The organism is Streptomyces sp. NPDC054866 (assembly GCF_053610745.1).
Window position 1 is genome coordinate 775,012 of sequence record NZ_JBSGZA010000003.1, and the last position, 24,423, is coordinate 799,434.

Consider the following 24,423-nt stretch of genomic DNA (forward strand, 5'->3'; position numbering starts at 1 on the left):
AAGCGCCCGGGCTGCCCGGCTTGAAGCAGGCGAGCAGCCCGAGCGGTCCTCACGCCGACGGATCAGCCGTTGAGCTCACCGTTCCCGGACAGGACCGGGATGTCGTTCAGGATGTGCGACAGCGGCTCATCGCCCTTGGCCTGCGTGGAGTTCTCGGTGCACTGCTGGTTCTGCGGCGCCGACAGGATCGGGATGTCCTGGACTCCGATGTTCACCAGCGCGACGAGCGACTGGAGGTTCGCCTTGACCGGGAGACCGACACAGGGCTTGTTCAGCGAACCCTGGACGAGGGAGAGCTGGGGGCTCATGTTGCCGTGCGTCGCGGAGTTGCCGTACGCCTGCTCGGATCCGTTGCCGCTCAGGGAGGTGGTGCCGTGGTCGTCACCGATGGCCAGTGCCGACGGGGCCGCGGCAGCGGACATACCGACGACGGAAACGGCAACTGCCGCCGTGGCCATAGCCTTCTTCATCATTTTGTGTGTTCCTTTTCTGGCAGAAGCTCGAGTCACTGCGAGCTGACCAACCGGCCGGCGCGAGTTTGAGTTTCGGGGCTTCACTCGGTTGGGGTCTCCACCCGCCCCGCATTGGGCCATCAGAGTGAATGGCAGCAACTAAGCGCAGGGCGTGGAGTTAATCAGAGCGCTCCGGCGAACGGGGTTTCTCCAGAAGGGAATTAGTTGTGATCAAGAAGGGTATGGCTGCAGCCGCGGTTGCCGTCTCCGTCGTCGGCATGTCGGCCGCCGCAGCTCCGTCGGCGATGGCCATCGGCGATGACCACGGCACCACGTCTCTCAGTGGCAACGGCGCCCAGCAGGCGTACGGCAACTCCGCCACCTACGGCAACATGAGCCCGCAGATGGCGCTGATCCAGGGTTCGCTGAACAAGCCCTGCATCGGTCTCCCGGTCAAGGCGAACCTCCAGTCGCTCGTCGCGCTGGTGAACGTCGGAGTCCAGGACATCCCGATCCTGTCGGCGCCGCAGAACCAGCAGTGCACCGAGAACTCCACGCAGGCCAAGGGCGACGAGCCGCTGTCGCACATCCTCTCCGACATCCCGGTCCTCTCGGGGAACGGGAAGGGCAACAGCTGATCCCCCACGCATTGCACAGCGGGCCGCCGTTCACCGGCGGCCCGCTGCCGCGTTCCGCGTCCCCCGTGCCGTCAGCCGCGTGGCCAGTGATCGCGTGACATGAGAGCTCTCCATTCCCGGTCGGGGCGACCGGGAACGGTTTTCCCCTGCCTTTCCCAGGAATCCTGCAACGACGTGAAGATGGGGTCATCGACGCGGCTTTCCGGAGAATTCCTGCTCACCGGGATGAGGCCCTGCCGCTTCCATTGACGCTTGAAGTCAGCCATGTTCCCTCGCCATCGACGGGCGTGTGTCGAGCCATCTGTTCCAGATGTGGAATCCGGGGAAACCGAACGGATTGGGGCGAACGAGTTGTTGTTCGTGCGCGCCATGAAATCCCGCGCTCCGCGGTGGCGTCGAGCGGCTTACCGTTTCTTCGCCCCGGTTCCCCCGCAGCGGAGTTCAGCTTGCTCACTCACTTCAACTCACCGACCGGATCCCGGCGTGCGCGAAGTCTGCGTATCGCCATTTCCGGGGTTCTGCTGATCGCCGCTGCCGCTGGAATGGGGAACGCCACGGCGCTGCCGCTTCCGGTCCAACGCGTCGATGCCTTCGGCGACATGAAGAATCGACCGAACGAGGGAAGCGGTACGAATATCCTCCTGATGGGGACGGACGGCCGCGACACCATCACGCGCAAGGAGAAGCGGAAGTTCTACGCGGGCGGAGTCGCCTGCAACTGCACGGACACGCTCATGCTGGTCCATGTCTCCGAGGCGGGGGACCACGTCAGTGTCGTCAGCCTCCCCAGGGACTCCTACGCCAAGATCCCGGCGCACCGCGACAAGGCAACGGGACGGGAGCGTCCGGCGCATCCGGGGAAGATCAACGGCGCCTACGCGGAAGGCGGTCCCGCGCTGTCGGTGCGGACCGTCGAGGCAATGACCGGCGTCCGCGTCGACCGGTATCTGCAGCTCGACTTCCGGCGCTTCATGGACAGCGTCGAGACGGTCGGCGGCGTGCGGGTGTGCACGCCCCGCCCCCTCAAGGACAAGACCACGAAGCTCGACCTCGCGCCCGGCAGCCACCTGCTGGGCGGCGGCCGGTCCCTGCAGTACGTCCGCTCCCGCCACGTGGACACGAGCGCCGACTTCGGGCGGATCCAGCGCCAGCAGCGCTTCCTCGTGGGCGCGCTGCGCAGCGTACGTACGGAGAACGTCCTGGCCGACCCGGTGCGGGCGGCGCAGCTCGGCCGGGCGCTGGTCGGAGCCGCGTGGGTGGACCGGGGGTTCAGCACCGAGCAGATCCTGACGCTCGCGGCACAGCTGGGCCGACTCCCGGCGTCGTCCATGGAGTTCACCACGGTGCCGGTCAGCGGCTTCAGCGAGAGCGGGTCGCTCCGGTGGGACCGGGCCAAGGCCGGCAAGGTCTTCGCGGCCATCAACCGGGACACGCCCCTGACGCCCCCCGACTCGAAGGCCAGGCTGAGCGATCCGCCGCGGTTCGGGAGCCCGGCGACAGTCAGGGGGGACACCCTGGAATGCCGTTGACGGCCGTCTGATTACTCGGCCAACCGGGTCGAAGGTCGCAACCATCACCGTGTCGGGCAGTTGATCATCACGCGGCTCTGCCAAGGGAGCCCGCTCTTGAAGGGAATCAAAATGAACAAGCTGTGGGCATCCGCGGCCATTGCCGCCTCTGTCGCAGGAATCTCGGCAGGCATGGCCCCCCAGGCCATGGCGATCGGTGACGATCGCGGCACCACGTCGCTCAGCGGCAACGGCGCCGACACGGCGTTCGGCAACTCCGCGACCAAGGGCAACCAGAGCCCCCAGCTCACGCTCGTCCAGGGCACGCTGAACAAGCCCTGCATCGCTGTGCCGGTCAAGGCGAACGTCCAGTCGATCCTCGCGCTGGTCAACGTCGGAGTCCAGGACATCCCGATCCTGTCGGCCCCGCAGAACCAGCAGTGCACCGAGAACTCCACGCAGGCCAAGGGCGACGAGCCGCTGTCGCACATCCTGTCCGACATCCCGGTGCTTTCCGGCAACGGCCAGGGCAACGGCTGACCTTGCCCCCAGGGGCCGGCCGTCGTCGTGCCGGCCGGCCCTTCGGCTCTCCTCGTGTCGCCTCCACCGTGTGGAGGCGACACGCCGGGGGTAGAGGCCCGGCGTGATTGAACTCGCCGAGATGATCGCGCAGTTACGTGGGCAGCTCGCCGCCGCCATGGCAGCGGCCGAGGAAGAAGAAGTGCGTTTCGAGCTGGGTGCCGTGCAGCTGGAGGCGGAGTTCGTCGTACAGCGGACCGCCGGCGCGGACGGCAAGATCCGCTTCTGGGTCGTCGAGGCAGGTGCCTCCGGCCAGCAGGTGAACAGCACCACCCACCGCGTGACCCTCAGCCTGGAGCCCCGCGTCCGCGGCTCCGATCAGCGGCCCTGGGTCCGCGGCGACCGGACCGCACGCGAGCGCTGAGCCCGGACACCATGTCGGCGTCGGAGGGTCTCGAGGCGGCGCGGGTCGCCGAAATACTGGTGGAGAGGCCGGGCGGAGAGCCCGGAAGGCGCGGGTCCGGCTACCGCGTGGGGGAAAGGTCCGTGCTGACGGCCGCACATGTGGTCGCGGGACCTGTGACGTCGGTGCGGGTGCGCTTCGACGCCGATCTGCCGGGGGAGTGGAGCGCCGACGTACGCGTCGTGCTGCTCGCCGAGGCCGTGGACATGGCGCTCCTGGAGGTCATGAACGTGCCGCCGCACGGGAGAGCGGCTGTCGGGAGCCCCCGTTACGGCGCCGTGCCCGAGTCCGATGTGGTGCTGCCCGTCAGCGCGATGGGCTTTCCCCGTTTCAAGCTGCGGGACGACAGGATGCGCCTCCTCGACGACGGCGCCCCCAGCCAGTTCAGGGACTCCTGCCATGTCTCGGGGACCGTCTCCGTCCTCTCCAACCGCCGCGAGGGCACACTCGAACTGGCCGTTCTCGCGCCGCGCGCGGACCCCGAACCGGAGCGTTCGCCCTGGGAGGGGATGTCCGGTGCGGTGGTCTGGTCCGGCGGTGCTGTGATCGGTGTGATCAGTGCCCACCACCGCTCGGACGGCCTGGGGCGGCTCGCGGCCGGCAGGGTGGAACATTGGTACGGCGCGCTGTCCTCGGCCGAGTTGGAACAGCTGCACAAGGAAGCGGGTCTGCCCATGCCTGGAGGGCTCCGTTCCGCAGCGGATCCGGACGGGACGGCGGCGCCCGCCAGTCTGGCCGGACTCCCCTCTGACCTGCCGTTGCGTGAACTCATGGGGCTTGTCGACGCGTTGGTGGACGTGCCTGCACTGAAGGACGCGAGCGGCCTGGGTCTGGTGCTCTCCAGCATCGACGCGGAGATCGCCGCGAACCGGCCGAGGGACTCCAGACTCAGGATGGACATCTACGGCATCGTGCGCACCTGTCTGCGCTACCGGGGCACGCTCGATCAGCTCCTGGAGACGGTCCGGCTGCTGGAGGGGCAGTCGACGGAAGTGGCCCGCCTCGACCGCGAGGCGGCTCAACTGGCCAAGCGATACTGCTGACTTGATGTCGGGCACGGCTCGGACGCGGGGTTTCGCAGCGTGCCGTGCTGGGCCATCATGAGGGGGAAAGGGATGGCGCATGCACGGAATCGCGGGAGGGGACTTGGCAGCCGTGGAGCAATCGATGCCTGCCGTCGAGTCCGATCTCGTAGATCTCTCGGGGGTTTCTCTTGAAGCGCTGCTCTCCATGGACGGTACGGCCATCGCCGTGTCGCTGGAACAGCTCCTGCGGCACATTGACGGCCCCCAGGCCATCGCCGTGTCGTACAACCCCCCGGACCGCATCGACTGAGGAGCTCGGTACGGTGCGGTGGAGGGCCCATGGCGGGTGAGTCCGCGATATCTGCGGATCTGTCGTTCCACCAGCTCTCGGCGGCCGGCGTCCGTGCTCTCGCGCGCGGCGAGGGCGGCAAGGACGTGGTGGACGAGCTGCTCGCCGCCGAGCGGAGCCGCCGGCTGCTGATGCTGCGAGCCCTGGACGACGGACTCTCCCAGAGCGATCCGCCACTCGGCTTCGGTGCGGCGCTGTCGCCCGACGCGGCCTGGGCGCTGCTCGAGCGGGTTCAGAAACAGTCACCCGAGGCGTTCGAGGACGTGCTCATGTGCCCGCACACCGGCATGTGGCTCTCGCTCGCGTTGCGCCGGCTCAGAGGCAAGTCGTACGAGGACGCGCCCTTGTGGGTGGTGACAGGGCATCTGTCGGCGCTGGCCGCTGCGGCGGGAGCGCGGGCAGGCCTGGACTTCTCGATGACCGTTCCGGTGCGCCGTGGCGTCGTGCCGCTGCCTACGCTGGGATGCGCGGTGCTTCCGGTGACCGAGCCGTGGAGCACTGCCGAAGTCGTGGCCGAGAAGGGCGTGAAGGGGGCGTTACGGGTCATCGGCGGGAGCGGCGAAGTGACCGTGCCCGGCGATTGGCAGGAGAGCGGTCCGGGCTGGCACGCGGTGCGCCGCGTGACCGTCGGGTCCGGCGACGGCGCCAAGCGGCTGGCCCTGGAGGAGCTCGACCCCTACCGCACGTTCCCCCGCCCGAGCGAGCCCTCCCTCATGTCGGCTTCGGAGGACGTGAGCTGGCGGGAGATGCTGGCCGCCGCGTGGGAGGTCCTGCTGCGCGACGACGCGGAGAGCGCCGACGCGATGCGCCCTGGGCTGATGTCGGTGGCGCCCGTGTCGGCCAGGGAGCGGTTCCGGCCATACAGCGGGACAGCGGGCGACGCGTTCGGCAGCGTCACGGCCTCCCACCCGGACGACGCGGCGCAGCTCGCCGCCACGCTGGTGCACGAGTTCCAGCACACGAAGCTCGGCGGACTCATGCACCTGGAACCGCTGAGCCGCCGGGCATCGGACCCGGAGCAGCCGGAAGAGCTCTTCTACGCTCCCTGGCGCGACGACCCGCGGCCCTTGGGCGGCCTGATGCAGGGGATCTACGCCTTCGCGGGCGTCACCCGCTTCTGGCGTGCCCACCGGCATGCCGCCGACGCCGCGTACGCCCCCTTGGCCCACTTCGAGTTCGCGCTGTGGCGTGCCCAGGTGTGGTCCACGCTGAATCTGGTGGCCGGTCATGGGCAGTTGACGCCGCTGGGCCGACGCGTCATCGAGGCGCTGCGCGAGCGGTGCGCGGAGTGGATGGCCGACGAGGTGCCGGACCGGGAGCTGGAGCTGGCAGGGGAAGCCGCCGCCGACCACCGGGCCCGCTGGCGCGCGCACCATCTGCGGCCTCCCGTCACGGCCGTCGAAGAAGCCGTACGAGCCTGGCAGCGGGGGGAGAGCCGCCCGCCGGCCGCCCTGGCGGCCGAGCCCGAGCTCGTCCCGGATCCGGAAGGCAGGCACTTCGACGTCGCGGCCATCCTGGCCCGCTACCTCATCAGCGAGCCCGAAGGGATCTGGCGGCAGACCGCTGCCACGGCGGACGGCATCAAGGGCGTCGAAGCAGCCGACGTCCTGCTGGCCCGCGGCGACCGCGCCGGAGCCCGGGACGCCTACGCCGCCCGGTTGACCGGCGACGGCGGCCCCGTGACCGCCTGGGTGGGCCTGGGGCGGGCGCTAGGCGGCGATGCGGACGACGAGGGCGGCAGTGCCGCGGCCCGGCTCCTGCGGCGGTACCCGGAGCGGGCCCGTGCCGTGCGGGACGCGCTGCGGGTCGGCACGGGCGACGGCGTGGACCCCGTACGGCTCGCCGAGTGGCTGGGCCGGGGCGGGACGACGGGACGCTAGAGGAGGCCGGCCCGGGCGGCTGGCTCCTGTGCCGGTATCCGGAGTGGGCCCGTGCCGTGCAGGATGCGTTGCGGGTCGACACGGGCGATGGCGCGGACGCCGTGCGGCTCGCCGCGTGGCTGGGCCGGGACGCTAGAGGAGGCCGGCCCGGGCGCTAAGCCCGCAGCCGGCCCTGCCTCTTCGCGTTACAGCGACACCGGGTCGATGTCGCAGTTGGCCCGCGTTCCTTCCTTGGCCTGAAGGGTCGCCGGGTGCGGGCCCGCCTCCTCGCGGATCCGGGGAGCGTCGAGCACGCGCTCCATGCGCTCCAGGGTGTCGGCCCGCAGCGCGTTGCCCGCGGTTTCCTCCCCGACCGCGATGAGGTCCATCGCGAGGTTGCTGGCGCACGCCAGGGTGGTGGGGTGGTCGGGACCGAAGGTCGACTGGCAGAGCGCGAGCGTCGTCTCGCCACGCCTGCGCGCGTCCTGGTGGTGGGAGAGCGCGGCCAGGTCGCTCGCCAGGTTGATCGCACAGGCCAGGGAGATCGGGTGGCCGGGGCCGAGCCGTTCGGCGAGTGAGGTGAGAGCCGCCTCGTTCAGCCTGCGCGCCTCGTCGGGCTGCCCGAGCAGGCGCAGGGTGACCGCGAGGTTGATGTCGGCCGACAGGACGTGCGGGTGGTGCGGGTCGAAGATGTTGCGGTAGCCCTGGCAGGCCTTGATGCCCCGGGTGCGTGCCGCCTGGAGGTCGCCGTTCTGGCGCAGCGCCACCGACAGGGTCAGCGCGGTGGAGAGCGACTGGGGGTGGGTGTCGCCGTAGCGCCGGGTGAACAGGGCGTAGGCCTCGGTGGCGAGTTCCAGGGAGCGCGCGTGGTCGCCCTCCTTGCGGTACGACTCGCTGAGCTGGCGCAGCACGCCGACCGTGGAGGGATTGGCGCGGCCGAAGACGTCACGGAAGGCGCCGAGCACCGCTTCCTGGAGGGCGCGGGCGCCGACGTAGTCCCCGGTCTCGCGGACGTCGATGGCCACGGAGTTCTCCGTGACCAGGGTCCGCTGGTCGTCGCGGCCGAACAGCCGCATCTTCAACCCCAGGGTGTGGCGGTCGAGTTCGAGCGCGCGGCGGAACTCGCCGGTCAGCCGCAGGCTCACGCCGAGGTTGTGGGCGATGTTCATCGTCGTGGGGTCGTCCTCGCCGAACGCGCGGCGGGCCCGCTCGAAGGCGGTCTCGTCCAGCTCGGCGCCGAGGGCGAAGTGGCCTTCGACGCGGCGTACGGCCGCTTCGAGCTGGATCGCGTCCAGGGCGTCTTCCCTGGTGTCCTCGCGGTCGGCGGGGGCGGTGCGTTCGTAGATGCCCTTGAGCTGGTCCACCAGGGCGGCCGCGTCGTCGTAGCGGCCGACGACGCGGTACATGATGCACAGCCACTGGCCCATGAGGACGGTCTGCTGGTCCTCCTCGCCGAAGATCGTCAGCCAGGTGTCCCAGGCCTGCTCGGAGAAGTCGAGCGAGACCTCGTGGTCGCCCCAGTAGTAGAGGTACTTGGCGATGTTCATGACGAGCTGACGCACCCAAGGCTGGTCGGACTTGATGGCGTCGGAGGCGATCACGTGACCGTACAGCTCCGCGTACCGCTGCCAACTGGCCGCGTTGTTCGGTGATTTCGGGTCAGCGGCGGCCAGCAGGGTGTGGGCGCCATGGCGCATGCGGGACTGCTCCTCAGGGGTCATGCGGTTGTTCAGGACGAGCTGAACAAGGCGGTGCATCTCGATGGAGTTCGTACGGTGGTCGATGCGGGCGAGGGAGTAGCGGTTCACCTCCCTTATGGCCCGCGCGAGCCGCATCGGGTCGTTCAGTGTCGCGTCGAGCTCGGGGAAGATGCTGCTGTTCCCCAGGCCGGAGAAGATGGACCGCGAAATCGGGTCGGGTGCGAAGTACGAGCAGAGCTGCAGCAGCCGCAGGGCTGACGGGCTGCGGTTCTCCAGGTGGTCGAGGGAGACGTTCCAGGCGGCGGCGACCGGGAGTTGGTAGTCCGGCGGCGGGGCCACTTCGAGGAGCTCCGTGCGCTTGTCCTCGAACAGCCGGAGGTACTCGGACGCCGGCATGCCCGTCTCCGCACGCCATGCGGCGGCCTGCTCCAGGGCGAGCGGCAGGTCTCCGAGCGCCTCGGCGAGCTGGTCGGCCTCGTCGTCCTGGAGAGGCGGGCCGGAGTGGCGCAGGAGTTCCTTGCTCTCCTCGCGGGTGAAGACGTCCACCTCGAGAGAGCCGCCGACCAGGCCCCATCGCCTGTTGCGCGAGGTGACCAGGATCGTGCCGTTGCCCCCCGTGGGGAAGTAATGGCGAACCTGTTCGGGGTTGTCGGCATTGTCGAAAATCAGCAGCCAGCGTGAGAAGGGACGGCCCTCGCGCAGTGCCTCGCGCACCGCGGGGCCCGCGATATTGGCCTCGGTGCTCGTCTCCAGGCCGAGGCGCCCCGCCAGCTCCACGAGCGCCTGCCCGATCTGGCCGGGCCGTTCCGAGGGAATCCACCAGACGATGTCGTACTCGGCCTGATGGCGGTATGCGTATTCAATGGCCAGCTGGGTCTTGCCCACGCCGCCCATGCCGTGAATCGCTTCCGGCAGGACTGTGGTCGTGCCTTCCCTCAGACGCTCGCCGAGGAGTTCGAGGAGTGCCATCCGGCCGGTGAAATTGGGGTTCCGAGGCGGTAGGTTTCCCCAGACGCGCGGCTGTGATGTGCGGTCCCCCTCCATCGTTTGCTGGGGCGTAGTCGACATCACCGATGCTCCTTCAGGATCGGGCCGAGAGACGGGGGTTCCACCGCTTTTCTCCAGGCTGACTGCGTAGCGACGATCGTGCCAGCCAAGTACCCCTGCCAGCAGGGCGGCGCGCTGCATGAAACGTCCTGAGAGTGCTCTCAGCGCGGCGAGTTCCACGCGGAGGAACCCGATATTGCGACTGTTCACCCGGGGCATGGCCAGGGTGTCGAGCGGTTCGGCGGGGGAGGGGAGCAGCGAGGGGGCCCCTGTGCCGTCACCTGCCAACAGTGCGCGTACGTCGTGCAGGATCCGCGCGGTGTCGCTGCGGCGGCCCAGGGCGAGCAGCTCCTCGCGGATGTCGGGAGCGAAGGAGAACGCCACATCCGTGACCTCGTCGCCCTGTTCCCCGCTGGGCCGGACGAGGCCGCTCATCAGCAGCTCCGACGCGTGCACCGGGCCCGCGCCCGGTGTGGTCTCCAGGACCTTGCGGATGAGGGGGAGGCTCAGCGGGACGGCGGATAAGCGCGTCGCCAGTGTGAAGGCCGTGGGCGATGCGCCGGCCCGGAAGTCCGACACGCGTTCGGAGGCCGGCACCGTGCTGCGCGGGTCGGGGACGTCGTCCGTCCAGGGCAGGGCGCGCGCGGCGTCGGGCCTGCGCTTCCACTCCCGCGCCCGGATGGCGGACATCTCCAGCCACCGCTGCTCCGGCCCCATGACGAGCTGGGTCCAGGCCTCGGCCCAGCGGTTGGTCAGGGCGAGGACCGGCACGAGGACCGCGTCGCCCTCGGCCTCCGGTTCGTCCGGGTCGCGTGACTCCACCGGGGCCTCGCGCAGCTCCCAGTCGAGCGCGCTGTTGGCCGCCCAGGCGTGGTCGGCGCGCAGCCGCACCCGGCAGACGTCGAGGCCCGTGCGGAACCACAGCTGCTGGGGGAGCACATGCACCACGGCCACCGGGCAGGTGCGGCCCCAGGCGCGCAGCAGGGGCATGACGGCGCCCGACCGCCATCCGGCCGCCAGCCCGTCGGTGAGGACGAGGATCACCCGGCGCATGTCTCCTGCGCTGCCGAGCGGTTCCTCGGGGCCCAGGCGTGCGGGGTCGGTCTCGTCCGTGCCGCGTAAGCGCAGGACGCGTACGCGCGCGAAGTCACCCTCGCGGTTCAGCTCGTCGACGAGGTCGTCGACAGCGTGGTCCCAGATCTTCATCGTCAGGTGGCTGTCGAGGACGAGGACCGCTTCGGAGCGCTCCTGTCTGCCCGACTGGCCGGTCCTCGGATGCCCGAGCCGGCCGAGAACGGACGCGGCCTCACGACGTGCCCGCGTTGCCGGTCCCTGCCGCTGCCCTCCGTCGTCATGCATATGCGCCCTCAAGGCGTCGAGGCGGCCAGGACAATGGTGCGGAGTCCCCCAGTGCGCGGGCGTGCGTGACATCCACAAGCGCAGCGTGACAGTGCGCCCGCACAGCAAGCAAGGGGGTACGGCGGCATGGGCCGGGGCGCACGGAAATCGTGCTAGAAGTCACGCCCGCCGCGGGGAAATCCGTGCCTACGGCGGAAGACATGACGCCCCCGGCGTGTGGCTCCGTGCGCCCGGTCGGCAGGCGCGTACGCCCGGTCGGCAGGCGCGTGCGCACGGGCGACAGGTGCATGCGCCCGGCGGAAAGCAGCCGCACGGCAGCGGAGGCCGGCTCGTTCACGGCGCGGCACCCCCTCTCGCCGTGTGCGGGAGGTTCACGGACCTGTCGCCTGCGGGCCCGTTCAACTCGTCACCGGCGCTCGGTCGGGGCCGGGCGGCCCGGGTCTGCGTTCCGGATCGTCGAACAGGATCGCCAGATGGCGCCCCACGTGGTTGTCCCAGCCCTCGGGTCCCAGCGCCAGAGCCTCCTTGCGCCAATTTCCGGCGCGCGTCACCAGGCTGGACAGGCCCCTGGCCTGGACCATCTCGGCGACCGCCTCCTTGAAGGCGGGATCACCGCAGTCACCGCGGTGCCAGATCATCGCGGGCACCCCCGCCCGCAGCCCCGCCATGAACTCCTCGTGGCTTGCGGGTGAGTCGGTGCCGGGTGGCTGGCTCAGTACGAGACAGACCGCGTGGTCGTCCTCCTTCAGCTCGCGCTCCAGGTGGAAGTGCGACTGGCCCGGAGGGTTGAAGTACGAATGGCTGTCGGCGGGCTGCTCCTTGAGCTGGCGCCACTTCTTGTGCCAGGGGCGATGCCAGGCGGCCTTGCGCAGACGCTCGAAGCTGCGGATCAGAACGGCGTAGTCCATCACCAGGGGGGTCGGTGACGAGGACGAGGACTCCTTGTGCCACCACTCCACGGGCTCGCCCAGCAATTCCCACGGGAGGATGAATTCAAGGACGACCGGTTGCCGCAGGTCCGCCCATCGCTCCTCGGTCTGCTCGATGAGGACCTCGACCTCGGCGGGCAGGTCGTCGCGGTGCAGATGCAGGGTCTCGCCCGGCACGGGATGCCAGCCGTCGGCGTCCGACTGCCGCCAGTGGGAGAGGAGATAGCGGTCGGGATCCACTCCGTCGGGCTCGAACTGGATCATCAGATACGCGGGCACCATGGGCGGCGGAGCCTGCTGGACCAGGCCGCTGCGCTGCCAGTCGGCGATCTGGTCCTCAAGACCCCACGCCCTGGCCTGCGAGCGGTTCCAGCGACGCAGGTCCTCCGCTGCCTCCATCTGTCCGTCCTCCACGAGCCGGTCGGCGGCCAGGGCCAGGAACGCCATGCTGACGGGGAGTTCCCTCGCGGCGGTGTTGCCGCCGGCCAGCCGTAGGAAGACTGCCCATCCCGTGTCGCACCACGCAGGCAATTCCTGGGTGCGTGACCGGCTGGCCCGCCGGGCGAGCGTGGCGAGTCCGGCCGATGAGCGCATGTCCCGCAGGATGGGCTGCAAGGGATGCAGGTCGGCGCCGTCGAAGAACTCCACGGCCTCCCATTCGTCCACGAGACGCAGCAGCGACAGAATGGCGGAAGACTGCTGCTCCAGATATTGCAGGCAGCGCACCAGGCACCCGAGACCGTCGGGAACCTGCGCGCAGCGCTCCACCAGCTGAAGCAGCCAGGGCCGCAGCGCCGCGTTGCGCAGGGGCTCCACGGGGGATTCCAGCTCGTCGCTCAGCATGCGCACCCAAAGATCGGCGCTGTTCTCCTGTCGTACCGTGCCCGATTCCTGCAGTACGTCGACGATGTCGGCGACCAATTCGTTGCGAACCCTCGCAGGGCTGCGCCCTTCCACCCCCGTGACCTCCCGATCGCACCGTCATATCGATGGTGGCGACAAGCGTACGGCCACAGTTCGGCTCAGGGCAGGGCTCCGGCCATGAGCGGACAGAGCTGTGACCATCGGCCGGCGGGAACCAACTAGCCTGCCCTGGTGTCCAGTTCGGCGCTCACGCGCTCGCGAGTCCCGACTTCACACCCGCACCGCACAGCGGAACCACGGCCGTGCGCTCGCCGAGTGCGCCGTCCCGTACGGCGGCCCAGCACGCGACGCCGGTCGCCTCGACGTACAACCCACGTCCCGCCAGATCCAGTTGGGCGTCCCGGATCTGGTCCTCCGTGACCGTCAGGAAACCGCCGCCGAGACCGCGTACGGCCCGCAGGATCTGCCGTGCGCGGGGTGGCCGCGGAATGGCGATGCCCTCCGCGAGCGTGGGCGCCGCCGGGGCGGTGCCCAGGGGCTCGTCGGCACCGGCGCGCCACGCCTCGGCCAGCGGGGAGACCGCGGCGGCCTGCACGGCGTACAGCGCCGGTGCCTTCGCGATCAGGCCCGCCGCGTGCAGTTCCCGCACCGCGAGTGCCGCACCGAGCAGCAGGGTGCCGTTGCCCACGGGCACGACGAGCGCGTCCGGCAGCCGGCCGCCCAGGTCCTCCCACAGCTCATGGACGTACGTCTTGGTGCCCTGGAGGAAGTAGGGGTTGTGGACGTGCGAGGCGTAGAAGGTGCCCGGTTCGTCGGCCGCCGTACGGGCCGTCCATGCCGTCTTCTCGCGGTCTCCGGGGACGACTTCGAGCCGCGCTCCGTGCGCGCCGATCTGCTCCAGCTTCTTCGGTGACGTGCCCTCAGGAACGTACACCGTGCAGGGCAGTCCGGCCCGCGCGCAGTACGCGGCGATCGCCGTGCCCGCGTTGCCGCTGCTGTCGGCGATCACCCGTTCCGGGGCGAGCCGCTGCGCGAGTGCGGCGAGCATGACGGCGCCCCGGTCCTTGAAGGAGAGGGTCGGCATCAGGAAGTCGAGCTTGGCCGAGATCGCGCCATCCAGCGGTACGAGCGGTGTGCGGCCCTCGCCGAGCGAGAACGCGGGGACGGGCAGCGGCAGGGACTCCGCGTACCGCCACAGTGAATTGACCCTTCCGTTCAGGGACTTCAGCGGTGCGGGATTGGGGGAGAAGTCCAGGTCGAGCGGGCCGCGGCAGACGGGGCAGCACCAGGCGAGGGTGCCCGCGGGGACACGGGTTCCGTCGGTGGGGCAGAAACAATCCGGCAATGCTGTCATGTCCGCAGGCTAGTTGGGGCAGTTGGGGCGGATGTGTCATGGCGGGTGCGTGGCGGTCATGTTACGTCCGGTACTGACCCTTGTGGGATTCCTATGGATCCGCCAATCTTTCGTCCCGACGAAGGCAAAAGTAGACACGTCAATTGACATGCTCCTGTCGTTTGCCTCCGCGTGTGGGCACCACTGGCACCACCGGCACCACCCCCCACCAGCGCGCCACCTATTGAGGAGGACCCCTCAGATGGCAGTGATGCGTCATACCCGCCGAAGACTGGCCGCGATCAGCGCGACAGCGGTCGCGGCCCTCGCCCTCGGCGTCGTCTCCGCCCTCCCCGCGACCGCTCAGCCGGGCCAGGGCGAAGGCAGGATCGAGAACGCCGGAGCACCCGGCGCGATACCCGGAAGCTACATAGTCAGCCTCGACGCGGACGCCGCGAAGGCGGACTCCAAGCAGGGCAAGGCCCTGGCCGAGAAGTACGGCGCCGAGATCGACCGCACGTACAAGAAGGCGCTCAACGGCTACGCGGTCGAGCTCTCCGCGGCCGAGGCCAAGAAGTTCGCCGCGGACCCGGCGGTCGATTCCGTCGTGCAGAACCGCACGTTCACGGTCGACGCCACCCAGCCGAACCCGCCGTCCTGGGGCCTGGACCGCATCGACCAGAAGACCCTCCCGCTGAACAACTCCTACACCTACCCGGACTCCGCCGGTGAGGGCGTCACGGCGTACGTCATCGACACCGGAGTCCGCATCAGCCACAGCGACTTCGGCGGACGCGCCTCCTACGGCTACGACGCCATCGACAACGACAACACCGCGCAGGACGGCCACGGCCACGGCACGCACGTCGCGGGCACCGTCGGCGGAACCCTGCACGGCGTCGCCAAGAAGGCGAAGATCGTCGGCGTACGCGTCCTGAACAACCAGGGCTCCGGCACCACCGCACAGGTCGTCGCCGGCATCGACTGGGTCGCCCGGAACGCGGTCAAGCCCGCCGTCGCGAACATGTCGCTCGGCGGCGGCGCCGACAGCGCCCTGGACACGGCCGTACGCAACGCCATCGCGTCCGGCATCACCTTCGCCGTCGCGGCCGGCAACGAGTCCGTCAACGCCTCCACGCGCTCTCCCGCGCGCGTGACCGAGGCCATCACGGTCGGCGCCACCACGAGCACCGACGCCAAGGCGAGCTACTCCAACTTCGGCAGCGTCCTGGACCTGTTCGCGCCGGGCTCGTCCATCACCTCGACCTGGAACAGCAGCGACAGCGCGACGAACACGATCTCCGGTACGTCGATGGCGTCCCCGCACACCGCGGGCGCCGCGGCGCTCTACCTCGCCGACAACCGCGCGGCGACCCCGGCCCAGGTGTCCGCGGCGCTGGTCAGCGCGGCCTCCACGGGCGTCGTCACCAGCCCCGGAACGGGCTCCCCCAACCGCCTCCTGAACGTGGGCCCCGGCTCGACGAACCCGCCGGGCCCCAAGTTCGAGAACACGACCGACTACGCGATCACTGACAACGCCACGGCCGAATCACCGGTCACCGTGAGCGGCGTCCCGGGCTCGGCGCCCGCCGCCCTGAGCGTGCCGGTCGCCATCAAGCACACGTACGTGGGTGACCTCCAGGTGCAGCTGATCGCACCCGACGGCAGCGCGTACACGCTGAAGGGCTATGGAACCGGCGGCAGTTCGGACGACATCAACACCACCTACACGGTGAACGCGTCGTCCGAGACGGCCAACGGGACGTGGAAGCTGCGGGTGAGTGACAACGCGGCGCAGGACGTCGGGAAGATCGACTCCTGGGCACTGCAGTTCTAGGCCGCAGGCCTTGAGCTGAGCTGCTCCCGTACGTACGCGCTCTCGTCCTCGGGGAAGGGCTTCGGGTCGTCGACCCGGCCCGCCGCGAGGACGAGGTGCGTCGCACGCCCGTGTGACGAGGCCGCTCACCTTAAGGGCCTTTTGTCCGCTTCTGTGATAGTTCTTCGGCGTGACGACTGTCGTGACGCCAACCGTCGCAGGCCGGCGCACTCCGGGGCCCGCGGCGTCGGACCCTCCCCGAAGGGTCAGCCGCAACGGCAGGATCAGGCCCAGGGTTTCGTGCGTCGCGCATCTCTCCCGAGTGCTCCTCGTCGCCGTCGCCCTCCTGAACGCCGCCCTCGCCGTACTCGTCGCTGCCCCGCTGCCCCGCATCCCCCTCCTGGTGCTCGTCGCGGCAGCGGTCACCTCCTGGGGGCTCGTGCTCGTGCCGCCCGCGGTCATCGGCCTCGCCGCCGGAGCGGTCGCGGGGCGGCGCCACCCCTGGTGCGCCGGGTTGGCCGTACTGACCGCCTTCGTCGCGCTCGTGTACGGCGTCATGCCGTACGCCGCCGCGTACCGCACCGCCCAGGGGCAGGGTCAACCCCTCGCCCCCTCCGCCTACTTCGAGGGCGTCAACTACGCCAAGGCCCCCGACGGCGACCGCACCCGCCGCTACGCCCGCATCGGCGAGCGGCGCGAGAAGCTGGACCTGTGGACCCTGCCGAAGCGGGACGGGGTGCGGCACCCGGCCGTGGTCTGGGTGCACGGGGGAGGCTGGAACAAGGGGCACCGCGGTCAGAGCCCCGCGTGGAACCGCTGGTTCAACGCGCGGGGCTGGTCGGTCTTCGACATCGACTACCGGCTCGCGCCCCGCGCGACCCAGCTCGACCAGATCGGCGACGTGAAGTGCGCCGTGGGCTGGCTGCGGCGGCACGCGCGCGTGTTCGGCATCGATCCCGACCGCCTTGTGCTCGCGGGGAGTTCGGCGGGCGGCAACCTCGCGCTCGCGGCCGCCTATACGGAGGGTGATGACCGCGTCCCCGCCTCCTGTGCGGTGCGTGACAGCTCGGTCGCCGGGGTGATCTCGCTCTACGGGCCGACCGACATGGGGCGCCTCATCGCGGGGACCGCGCTGCGCGGCGACCCCATGATCCCCCGCCTGATGGGCGGTTCGGCGAAGGCCGCCCCCGCCCGCTACCTGCTCGGTTCGCCCGCCAGGCTCGTACGGACGGACGTGCCGCCCACGCTCCTGCTGCACGGCAGCGCGGACCGGGCGGTGCCGGTGGCGCAGGCGCGCGAGCTGGCGCGGCGGCTCGACGTGGCCGGGGCGCCGTCGACGTATGTCGAACTGCCCTGGGCCGACCACTGCTTCGACGTGAACTGGGGTGGCTGGGGCAGTCAGATCGCGAGAGCGGCGATCTCCCGCTTCCTCGCCATCCGGGGCGAGAGCGCTTGATCGACGCCCCCGGGAGCGGCGTGGGAAGGTGATCGCCATAGCCGCGGAAAGCCCCTGCGTAAAGACCTGCACGCCCCAAAATCATCACTTCGGGTGATTCCTTGGCCTTGGGTTGCGGCCAACAACCCACGGTTGCCAGGCTGTTGCTGTCTGTCAACCTGATGGGAGTGGCCAGTGACTTTCGGTGAGCAGCCGGCGTATCTGCGTGTCGCGGGTGATCTCCGCAAGAAGATCGTCGACGGTTCGCTGCCGCCGCACACCCGGCTCCCCTCGCAGGCCAGGATCCGCGAGGAGTACGGCGTGTCGGACACGGTCGCCCTGGAGGCCCGCAAGGTCCTGATGGCCGAAGGTCTGGTCGAAGGACGTTCCGGATCCGGCACGTACGTGCGCGAGCGACCCGTGCCCCGCCGCGTGGCACGCACCGGCTATCGGGGACCTGGCGGCTCGACGCCCTTCCGTCAGGAGCAGGCGGAGGACGGCGCGCGCGGCACCTGGGAGTCGCGCAGCGAGCAGGTGGAGGCCGGCAGCGCGATCGCCGAGCGTCTCGGCATCCGCGCGGGAGACCGCGTCATGTGCACCAAGTACGTCTACCGCGACGCGGGCGAGGTGATGATGCTCTCCACCTCCTGGGAGCCCCTCGCCGTCACCGGACGCACCCCCGTGATGCTCCCCGAGGAAGGACCGCTGGGCGGCTGCGGAGTGGTCGAGCGCATGGCGGCCATCGACGTCGTCGTGGACAACGTCGCGGAGGAGGTCGGCGCGCGCCCGGGGCTTGCGGAGGAGCTCATGGCGCTCGGCGGTGTCCCCGGCCATGTGGTGATCGTCGTGCAGCGGACGTACTTCGCGTCGGGCAAACCGGTCGAGACGGCCGACGTCGTGGTGCCCGCGGACCGGTATCGGATCGCATACCACCTGCCGGTGAAGTGACCGGGCGCTCCGGCGTACGCCCGGAATCCGGAGGGGCCCGTCCGCCCGCCGAGATCGCGAGTTAACGCGCGGCCGGCTTCCGTAACGCCGGAGCAATCAGGACCCGTGACGGCTTGTCATGTACGGCTCCTAACTTGATCGCCCGTACCCGCACTCCGGTCGGACGACAGGAACCCACATGACGGTTGAACTCACATGACGGATACGGCCACCCGCGACACCAGCGCCGCCGCAGGACCACCACCCAAGCGCAGCTACGCGAAGATGGCGGCCGACGAGAGCCGCGAGGACTACTCCCTGCGGTACGCGCCGCACTCCTTCCGGCGCTGGTCGCCGACCATGGTGGCGTCGACCGCGCTCGGCGGCATCGCCTATCTCGCGGACTTCGCGATCGGCGCGTCCATCGTCTTCACCTACGGCTTCACCAGCGGACTCGCCTCGATCCTGTGCGCCGCGACGATCATCTTCGTCACCGGCATCCCGATCGCGCGGGCCTGCGCCAAGTACGGCCTGGACATGGACCTGGTGACCCGGGGCGCGGGCTTCGGCTACTTCGGCTCGACGCTGACGTCGCTGATCTACGCCTCGTTCACGTTCATCTTCTTCGCGCTCGAAGGGTCGATCATGGCCCAGGCCATGCACCAGGCCGTCGGACTCCCGGTGGAGATCGGCTACTTGATCACGACGCTCATCGTGATCCCGATCGTCTTCCGCGGCATGGGCGCGCTGGCCAAGGTGCAGGCCTGGACGCAGCCGATCTGGCTCATCGGCATGGTGCTGCCGTTCGTGGTGCTCGCCTTCGAGGCGCCGGACGCCTGGGGCGCGTTCGGCTCCTTCGGGGGCACCGAGGGGGCGGGCAGCGGCTTCTCCTGGGTCGCCTTCGGGCTCGGCACGGGCGTCGCGCTCTCGCTCATCGCCCAGATCGGCGAGCAGGCGGACTATCTGCGCTTCATGCCGGCCAAGACCGAGCAGAACAAGAGGCGTTGGAACCTGGCCGTACTGGCGGCGGGTCCGGGCTGGGTCATCATCGGCGCGGCCAAGCAGCTGGGCGGCGCGCTCCTGGCGTTCGCCGCCCTCGAAGCCGTCGGCAAGACGCACGCCCTGGAGCCGATCGCGCCGCAGATCGAGGCCCTGAAGCCGTGGCTCGGCTCCTTCGCGCTGCCCGCGGCGGCCCTCTTCGTGATCGTCTCCCAGATCAAGATCAACGTGACCAACGCCTACAGCGGTTCGCTGTCCTGGTCGAACTTCTTCTCCCGCGTCACGCACCGGCACCCGGGCCGGGTCTGGTACATCTTCCTCAACCTCGCCATCGCGCTGACGCTGATGGAGATGAACATGTTCGCGGCCCTCAACAAGCTGCTCGGGTTCTACTCGAACGTCGGCATCGCATGGATCGTGGCGGTCGCCGCCGACCTCGTCATCAACAAGAGGATGGGCTGGAGCCCCCCGTACATCGAGTTCAAGAGGGCCTACCTGTACGCGGTGAACCCGGCGGGCTTCGGCTCGATGGTGATCGCGTCGGTGGTCTCGATCCTGGCCTTCTTCGGCCTCTTCGGGGAGTACGCGGAAGCCTTCTCGACGTTCATCGCGGCCGGACTCGCCCTCGTCCTGTGCCCGTTGATCGCCTGGGCGACGAAGGGCAAGTACTACCTGGCGCGCCCGAACCCGGTGAACGGTCCGCACGTCGACGTCCCCGACGTGACGGCCACGCACGCGTGCGGCGTCTGCGAGACGGCGTACGAACTCCCGGACATCGCGGACTGCCCGGTCCAGGCGGGCCCGATCTGCTCACTGTGCTGCTCGTTGGACGCGGAGTGCGGAGACGTCTGCCGTACGTCGCCGTCGAGTGCGCCGGTGCTCATGCCGATGCCGACGGTGCGCACCGACTGACGCGGGACCGACACGGCTCGCACCGGCCGAACCGGTGTCACCAGGGGGCGCATCCGACAAGGTGCGCCCCCTCGGCTTTGGCCAATTGCGTACCTCTTTGTGCAAAGTCGTATCCGCTGAGTAAAGGTCGGGCGTAGGCTCGGGCATATGCGGATTGCGGTTTCCTTACTGATCGAGGCGTGGCGCGCGCCGGGGGCGGCGAGCGGAGGGGCGCGATGAATGACGGAACGGCCGTTCTTCCCTGGCTCGTGATACGTCAGGATGACAACGGCAACCGCTACAGGGTGGGTAGGTACGCGACGAAGGCCGAGGCCGAGAAGATCGCGGAGAGCCTCGACGACCACGGCCGCCAGCAGCTGTACAGCGTGGAGAAGCTGAGCCAGAACGGCAGCGCGCACTGACCGCATAGGCTCCGCCGCATGACGGAACGGATCGTGGTGGGCGCCGCCCTGTACGACGACGGGCGCCTGCTGGCCGCGCGGCGCAGCGCACCCCCTGAGCTCGCGGGCCGCTGGGAACTGCCCGGCGGGAAGGTCGAGCCCGGCGAGCACCCCGAGGAAGCCCTGGTGCGAGAGCTGCGCGAAGAGCTGGGCGTCACCGCCGAGCCGGTCGCGAGGGTGCCGGGACAGTGGCCGCTCAAGCCGGGGTACGTCCTGTGGGTGTGGACGGCGAAGCTCCTGTCGGGAGCCCCCCAGCCCCTGGAGGACCACGACGAACTGCGCTGGCTCGCGCCGGACGAGGTCTGGTCGGTGGACTGGCTGGACGCGGACGTCCCGGCGGTGGCGGCGGTGGTGGTGCCGGTGACGGGGGCGGGGGTCGAGCGCCGCTAGGGCGGATCGGGCGCCGCCGGCCGGGGGAGCGCGCGAGGGCATGTCTCCCCGCACTTGAGCCCCACCTACGCCGTTCGTGCCACAGTGCGCCCAAGTAAGCGGTAGTTCCGCCGGGATATCGGGTATGTGCCCATTAACCCCATGAAACCGGACAAGGGTCCGCTGTTGCTGGTCTGGAAGTGATCGGCGTGATCGACACCGAAGGCGACTGCGCCGAGTGGGATTTTCCCGCAGACCCTGGCGCCGTGCGCATGGCCCGTGCCGTCGTGCGCAAACAACTCGGCGCCTGGGGCCTCGCCGCCCTCGGTGACATCACCGTCCTCCTCGTGAGCGAACTGGTGACCAACTCCCTGCGACACGCCTCGGGCCCCATCGGAGTACGGCTCGTACGTCCGGCCGGGCCGCTGGACACCCTCCTCGTAGAGGTCTCCGATCCGCTTCCCGACCCGCCCCGGGAGCGCGACGCCACACCTGATGACGAGGGGGGCAGGGGTATCCAATTGGTGGCCCGCGCGTCGCGGCGCTGGGGGACGCGACAGGGCAGCACGGGGAAGACGGGCAAGACGGTGTGGTTCGAGCTGGTGCTGCCGGGTTAGAAGACTGGCAGCGTGGGACAGACACAAGACGGTCACGGGCCAAAAAGAGTTGAGTCCGTGCTGTGATCGTGAACGCCGTGTGGCGTGGCTCCGTAGTGCTGGATACTGCGGGCAGCCGCATCCGGTGACCGGTGCCGGACGTGGTGAGCTGGAGGGGACGGTTCGCGTGAGCGAGATACCAGCGAAGGCGACGGAGCAGGACAGGCCGTCGGGTGACGCTAGGGGCGAAGCTGCGGATGACGTGATGTGGCAGAGCAGTCCACCCGGTTCGATCTACGACTACATCAAGGTGGCCTCGTTCTCGATCGGCCCCGACGGTCTCATCGACCAGTGGAGCCTGCGGGCCGAGCGGCTGTTCGGAGTGGTCGCAGAGGACGCCGTGGGCAGGGACCCGATCGAGGCCTTCGTCCCTGCCGAGCTGCGCAGCAGCGGGCACCGCAAGATGGCGGAGATCCTGGACGGCAGGGAGTGGACCGGATCCGTCCCCTTCCGGGCACCCGGAAGGCCCGACGGACCGGGTGGACCGGGTGGACCGGGTGGGCAGGGCGGACCCGGCGGACCCGCCACGGAGTCCTTCAGAGGCTCCGAAGGGATCGCCGAGGTCTACGTGATGCCCACCGAGACCGAGGAGGGCGAGCGGGCCGCCGTCTGCATCGTCGTCGACGTACGGGCGCTCCGGCAGATCGAGACCGACCTCGCCGCTTCGCAGGCCATTTTCGGCCAATCTCCCTTCGGCTTCCTGCTGTTCGGCACGGACCTGAAGGTGCAGCGTGCCAACCGCCGTTTCGCCGCCGTCTTCGGAGGCGGCGTCGAGGACCACCGCGGCCGCACCGTCCACGACTACCTCCCGCGTCACGAGGCCGACCGCATGGCCGCCGCCCTCAGGCGCGTCCTGGAGACCGGCGACTCCGTCACGGACATGCAGATCGTCGGCCCCGCCCCCGGCAGCAACGAACGCCGCCACTGGTCGATCAACCTCTACCGCGTGCACAGCGGTTCCGGCCGCCCCATAGGCGTCGCGGGCCTCGGCACCGACGTCACCCGGCGCCACGCCGCCGCCCGCGAGGCCGCCCACGCCCGCCGCAACCTCGCCCTGCTCAACGAAGCGGGCGCCCGGATCGGCAACTCCCTCGACCTGGAGACGACCGCGCGCGAGCTGCTCGACGTCACCGTCCCCGGCTTCTGCGACCTCGCCTCCGTAGACCTCTACCAAGGACTGCTCGACGGCGACGAGACACCGCCCGGCCTCGCCGACGGAAGCGCCGAACTGCGCCGCGTCGCCTTCGCGAGCGCCGTCTCCGACGCGCCCTTCCCGGACGGCGGCCACCCCGTCGACGTGGGCGCCGTGCACCGCTTCGCCTTCACATCGCCCTGCGCGGACGCCCTGCGCACGGCACGGCCGCGGCTCGTCTCCGCGGCCGACGACGGCTCGGCGAGCAGGCTCACCGGCGGGCTCATCCAGTCGACGCTCGTCGTGCCGATGGTCGCCCACGACACCGTCGTCGGCCTCGCCCAGTTCTCCCGCACGAAGGGGAGCGAGCCCTTCGGGGAGCGCGATCGCGCCCTCGCCGTCGAGCTCGCCGCGCGCGCCGCCGTCTGCATCGACAACGCCCGCCTCTACCGCCGCGAGCACGAACGCGCGCTGATACTGCAGCGCTCCCTGCTGCCGCCCGGCGACCCCGAGGCGTCCGGCCTGGACATCGCCTGCCGCTACCTCCCGGGCAACGCGGCCACCGAGGTCGGCGGCGACTGGTTCGACGTCATCGAACTGCCGGGCCACCGCACCGCCCTGGTCGTCGGCGACGTCATGGGCCGCGGCCTGCGCGCCGCCGTCGCCATGGGCGAACTGCGCACCGCCGTACGCACCTTGGCGCTCCTGGACCTGGAGCCCGCGGAGGTACTCTCCGCGCTCGACGAGATCGCCCGCGGCCTCGGCGACCCCTCAGGCACCCAGCAGGCCACGAGGACGGCCCGTCAGACGCGTTCCGCGAACGGGACGGACCTCTCGGAGGTCTACCTCGCCACGTGCGTCTACGCGGTCTACGACGCCGTCACGCGCCGCTGCACCTTCGCCAACGCCGGCCACCTGCCCCCCGTACTCGTCGAGCCCGGCGAATCGCCGCTCATGCTCGACGTGCCGCCCGGCATGCCGCTGGGAGTCGGCGGTGAGCCCTTCGAGGAGGTCGAGGTCGAGCTGCCCGAGGGCGCCCTGCTCGCGCTCTACACGGACGGGCTCGTCGAGTCCCGCGACCACCCGCTCGACGAGGGCCTGAACGCCTTCGTACGGGCCCTCGACGACCCCGCGCCCGCCCTTGAGGACGTCTGCGACCACGTCCTGAACACCCTCGACACCCACCACGGAGAGGACGACATCGCGCTGCTCATGGCGCGCATCCAGGGCCTGCCCGCCGAGGCCGTCGGCGACTGGACGCTGCCGCGTGACCCGAAGTCGGTGGGCCGGGCCCGCGAACTGGCCTGCGATCAGCTGCGCGCCTGGGACCTGGAACCCCTCTGCGACACGACCGAACTGCTGGTCAGCGAGCTGGTCACCAACGCGCTCCGGTACGGCGAGGGCGACATCCGGCTGCGGCTCCTGCTCGACCGCACTTTGGTGTGCGAGGTGTGGGACGCGGGGCTCGTCCAGCCGCGGCGCCGCCGGGCGCGCGACACGGACGAGGGCGGCCGCGGGCTGCAGCTGGTCGGCCTGCTGAGCGCCGCGTGGGGCTCGCGCAGGACGCCGCGCGGCAAGACGGTGTGGTTCGAGATGCCGTTGCCGGACAGCGGCGCGCAGCCGATGGACGCGGCGGAGGCGCTGCTCAGTCTGTTCTGAGTTCCTCTACGTGGTCATGCTGTTCTGAGTGCC

The 24,423-nt window shown here is 70.1% G+C and carries 19 protein-coding genes; 15 read left to right on the forward strand and 4 right to left on the reverse strand.

Going from position 1 to position 24,423, the window contains the following annotated elements:
• Positions 1-62: 62 nt before the first annotated feature.
• A complete protein-coding gene (locus ACWGI2_RS18920; RefSeq protein ID WP_453696422.1) occupies positions 63-473 on the reverse strand; it encodes a rodlin in 411 nt (136 codons plus the stop codon).
• Positions 474-679: 206 nt separating this feature from the next.
• Between ACWGI2_RS18920 and ACWGI2_RS18925 the strand changes: the two genes are divergently transcribed.
• The 7 genes from ACWGI2_RS18925 (at position 680) to ACWGI2_RS18955 (ending at position 6,834) form a co-directional block, all read left to right on the forward strand.
• Positions 680-1,090, forward strand: a complete 411-nt coding sequence (locus ACWGI2_RS18925) for a rodlin (protein WP_344521470.1) — start codon at positions 680-682, stop codon at positions 1,088-1,090.
• A 599-nt stretch (positions 1,091-1,689) separates the two neighbouring features.
• Positions 1,690-2,619 (forward strand): LCP family protein, encoded by a 930-nt coding sequence (locus tag ACWGI2_RS18930; RefSeq protein WP_453696424.1) that lies wholly within the window; start codon positions 1,690-1,692, stop codon positions 2,617-2,619.
• Between the two features lie 111 nt (positions 2,620-2,730).
• Entirely contained in the window at positions 2,731-3,138 is a 408-nt protein-coding gene (locus ACWGI2_RS18935) for a rodlin (protein ID WP_453397734.1), read from the forward strand.
• Between the two features lie 103 nt (positions 3,139-3,241).
• The gene (locus tag ACWGI2_RS18940; RefSeq protein ID WP_453397735.1) at positions 3,242-3,541 is read left to right on the forward strand and encodes a trypco2 family protein; all 300 of its coding nucleotides are present in this window, start codon (positions 3,242-3,244) and stop codon (positions 3,539-3,541) included.
• An 11-nt stretch (positions 3,542-3,552) separates the two neighbouring features.
• Positions 3,553-4,623, forward strand: a complete 1,071-nt coding sequence (locus ACWGI2_RS18945; RefSeq protein WP_453696425.1) for an effector-associated domain 2-containing protein — start codon at positions 3,553-3,555, stop codon at positions 4,621-4,623.
• Positions 4,624-4,747: 124 nt separating this feature from the next.
• The gene (locus ACWGI2_RS18950; RefSeq protein ID WP_160507013.1) at positions 4,748-4,915 is read left to right on the forward strand and encodes a hypothetical protein; all 168 of its coding nucleotides are present in this window, start codon (positions 4,748-4,750) and stop codon (positions 4,913-4,915) included.
• Positions 4,916-4,944: 29 nt separating this feature from the next.
• On the forward strand, positions 4,945-6,834 hold the full coding sequence (locus ACWGI2_RS18955; RefSeq protein WP_453696427.1) for an aKG-HExxH-type peptide beta-hydroxylase: 1,890 nt from the start codon (positions 4,945-4,947) through the stop codon (positions 6,832-6,834).
• A 185-nt stretch (positions 6,835-7,019) separates the two neighbouring features.
• On the opposite strand, the gene fxsT is transcribed toward ACWGI2_RS18955, so the two are convergent.
• The 3 genes from fxsT to ACWGI2_RS18970 form a co-directional block, all read right to left on the reverse strand.
• Positions 7,020-10,919, reverse strand: coding sequence for an FxSxx-COOH system tetratricopeptide repeat protein (gene fxsT / locus ACWGI2_RS18960; RefSeq protein ID WP_453696428.1), 3,900 nt, complete (start codon positions 10,917-10,919; stop codon positions 7,020-7,022).
• Between the two features lie 398 nt (positions 10,920-11,317).
• Positions 11,318-12,769 (reverse strand): VMAP-C domain-containing protein, encoded by a 1,452-nt coding sequence (locus ACWGI2_RS18965; protein ID WP_453696430.1) that lies wholly within the window; start codon positions 12,767-12,769, stop codon positions 11,318-11,320.
• A 190-nt stretch (positions 12,770-12,959) separates the two neighbouring features.
• Positions 12,960-14,066 carry a threonine synthase gene (locus ACWGI2_RS18970; protein ID WP_453696431.1) on the reverse strand — a complete coding sequence of 369 codons (1,107 nt, stop codon included), beginning with the start codon at positions 14,064-14,066 and terminating at the stop codon, positions 12,960-12,962.
• Between the two features lie 241 nt (positions 14,067-14,307).
• Here ACWGI2_RS18970 and ACWGI2_RS18975 point away from each other — a divergent pair, with 241 nt between their 5' ends.
• The 8 genes from ACWGI2_RS18975 to ACWGI2_RS19010 all read left to right on the forward strand — a co-directional run bounded on the left by ACWGI2_RS18975 (position 14,308) and on the right by ACWGI2_RS19010 (position 24,390).
• Positions 14,308-15,882, forward strand: a complete 1,575-nt coding sequence (locus tag ACWGI2_RS18975; RefSeq protein ID WP_453696433.1) for a S8 family peptidase — start codon at positions 14,308-14,310, stop codon at positions 15,880-15,882.
• A gap of 301 nt (positions 15,883-16,183) precedes the next feature.
• Positions 16,184-17,317, forward strand: coding sequence for an alpha/beta hydrolase fold domain-containing protein (locus tag ACWGI2_RS18980; RefSeq protein WP_453397743.1), 1,134 nt, complete (start codon positions 16,184-16,186; stop codon positions 17,315-17,317).
• Positions 17,318-17,491: 174 nt separating this feature from the next.
• A complete protein-coding gene (locus tag ACWGI2_RS18985) occupies positions 17,492-18,244 on the forward strand; it encodes a GntR family transcriptional regulator (protein WP_453397744.1) in 753 nt (250 codons plus the stop codon).
• Between the two features lie 195 nt (positions 18,245-18,439).
• On the forward strand, positions 18,440-20,134 hold the full coding sequence (locus tag ACWGI2_RS18990; protein WP_453696434.1) for a purine-cytosine permease family protein: 1,695 nt from the start codon (positions 18,440-18,442) through the stop codon (positions 20,132-20,134).
• Between the two features lie 215 nt (positions 20,135-20,349).
• The gene (locus ACWGI2_RS18995) at positions 20,350-20,535 is read left to right on the forward strand and encodes an SPOR domain-containing protein (RefSeq protein ID WP_160507023.1); all 186 of its coding nucleotides are present in this window, start codon (positions 20,350-20,352) and stop codon (positions 20,533-20,535) included.
• A gap of 18 nt (positions 20,536-20,553) precedes the next feature.
• Entirely contained in the window at positions 20,554-20,964 is a 411-nt protein-coding gene (locus ACWGI2_RS19000) for a (deoxy)nucleoside triphosphate pyrophosphohydrolase (RefSeq protein ID WP_453696435.1), read from the forward strand.
• Positions 20,965-21,143: 179 nt separating this feature from the next.
• On the forward strand, positions 21,144-21,560 hold the full coding sequence (locus ACWGI2_RS19005) for an ATP-binding protein (RefSeq protein WP_453397747.1): 417 nt from the start codon (positions 21,144-21,146) through the stop codon (positions 21,558-21,560).
• A gap of 166 nt (positions 21,561-21,726) precedes the next feature.
• Positions 21,727-24,390 (forward strand): SpoIIE family protein phosphatase, encoded by a 2,664-nt coding sequence (locus tag ACWGI2_RS19010; protein WP_453696436.1) that lies wholly within the window; start codon positions 21,727-21,729, stop codon positions 24,388-24,390.
• Positions 24,391-24,423: the final 33 nt, after the last annotated feature.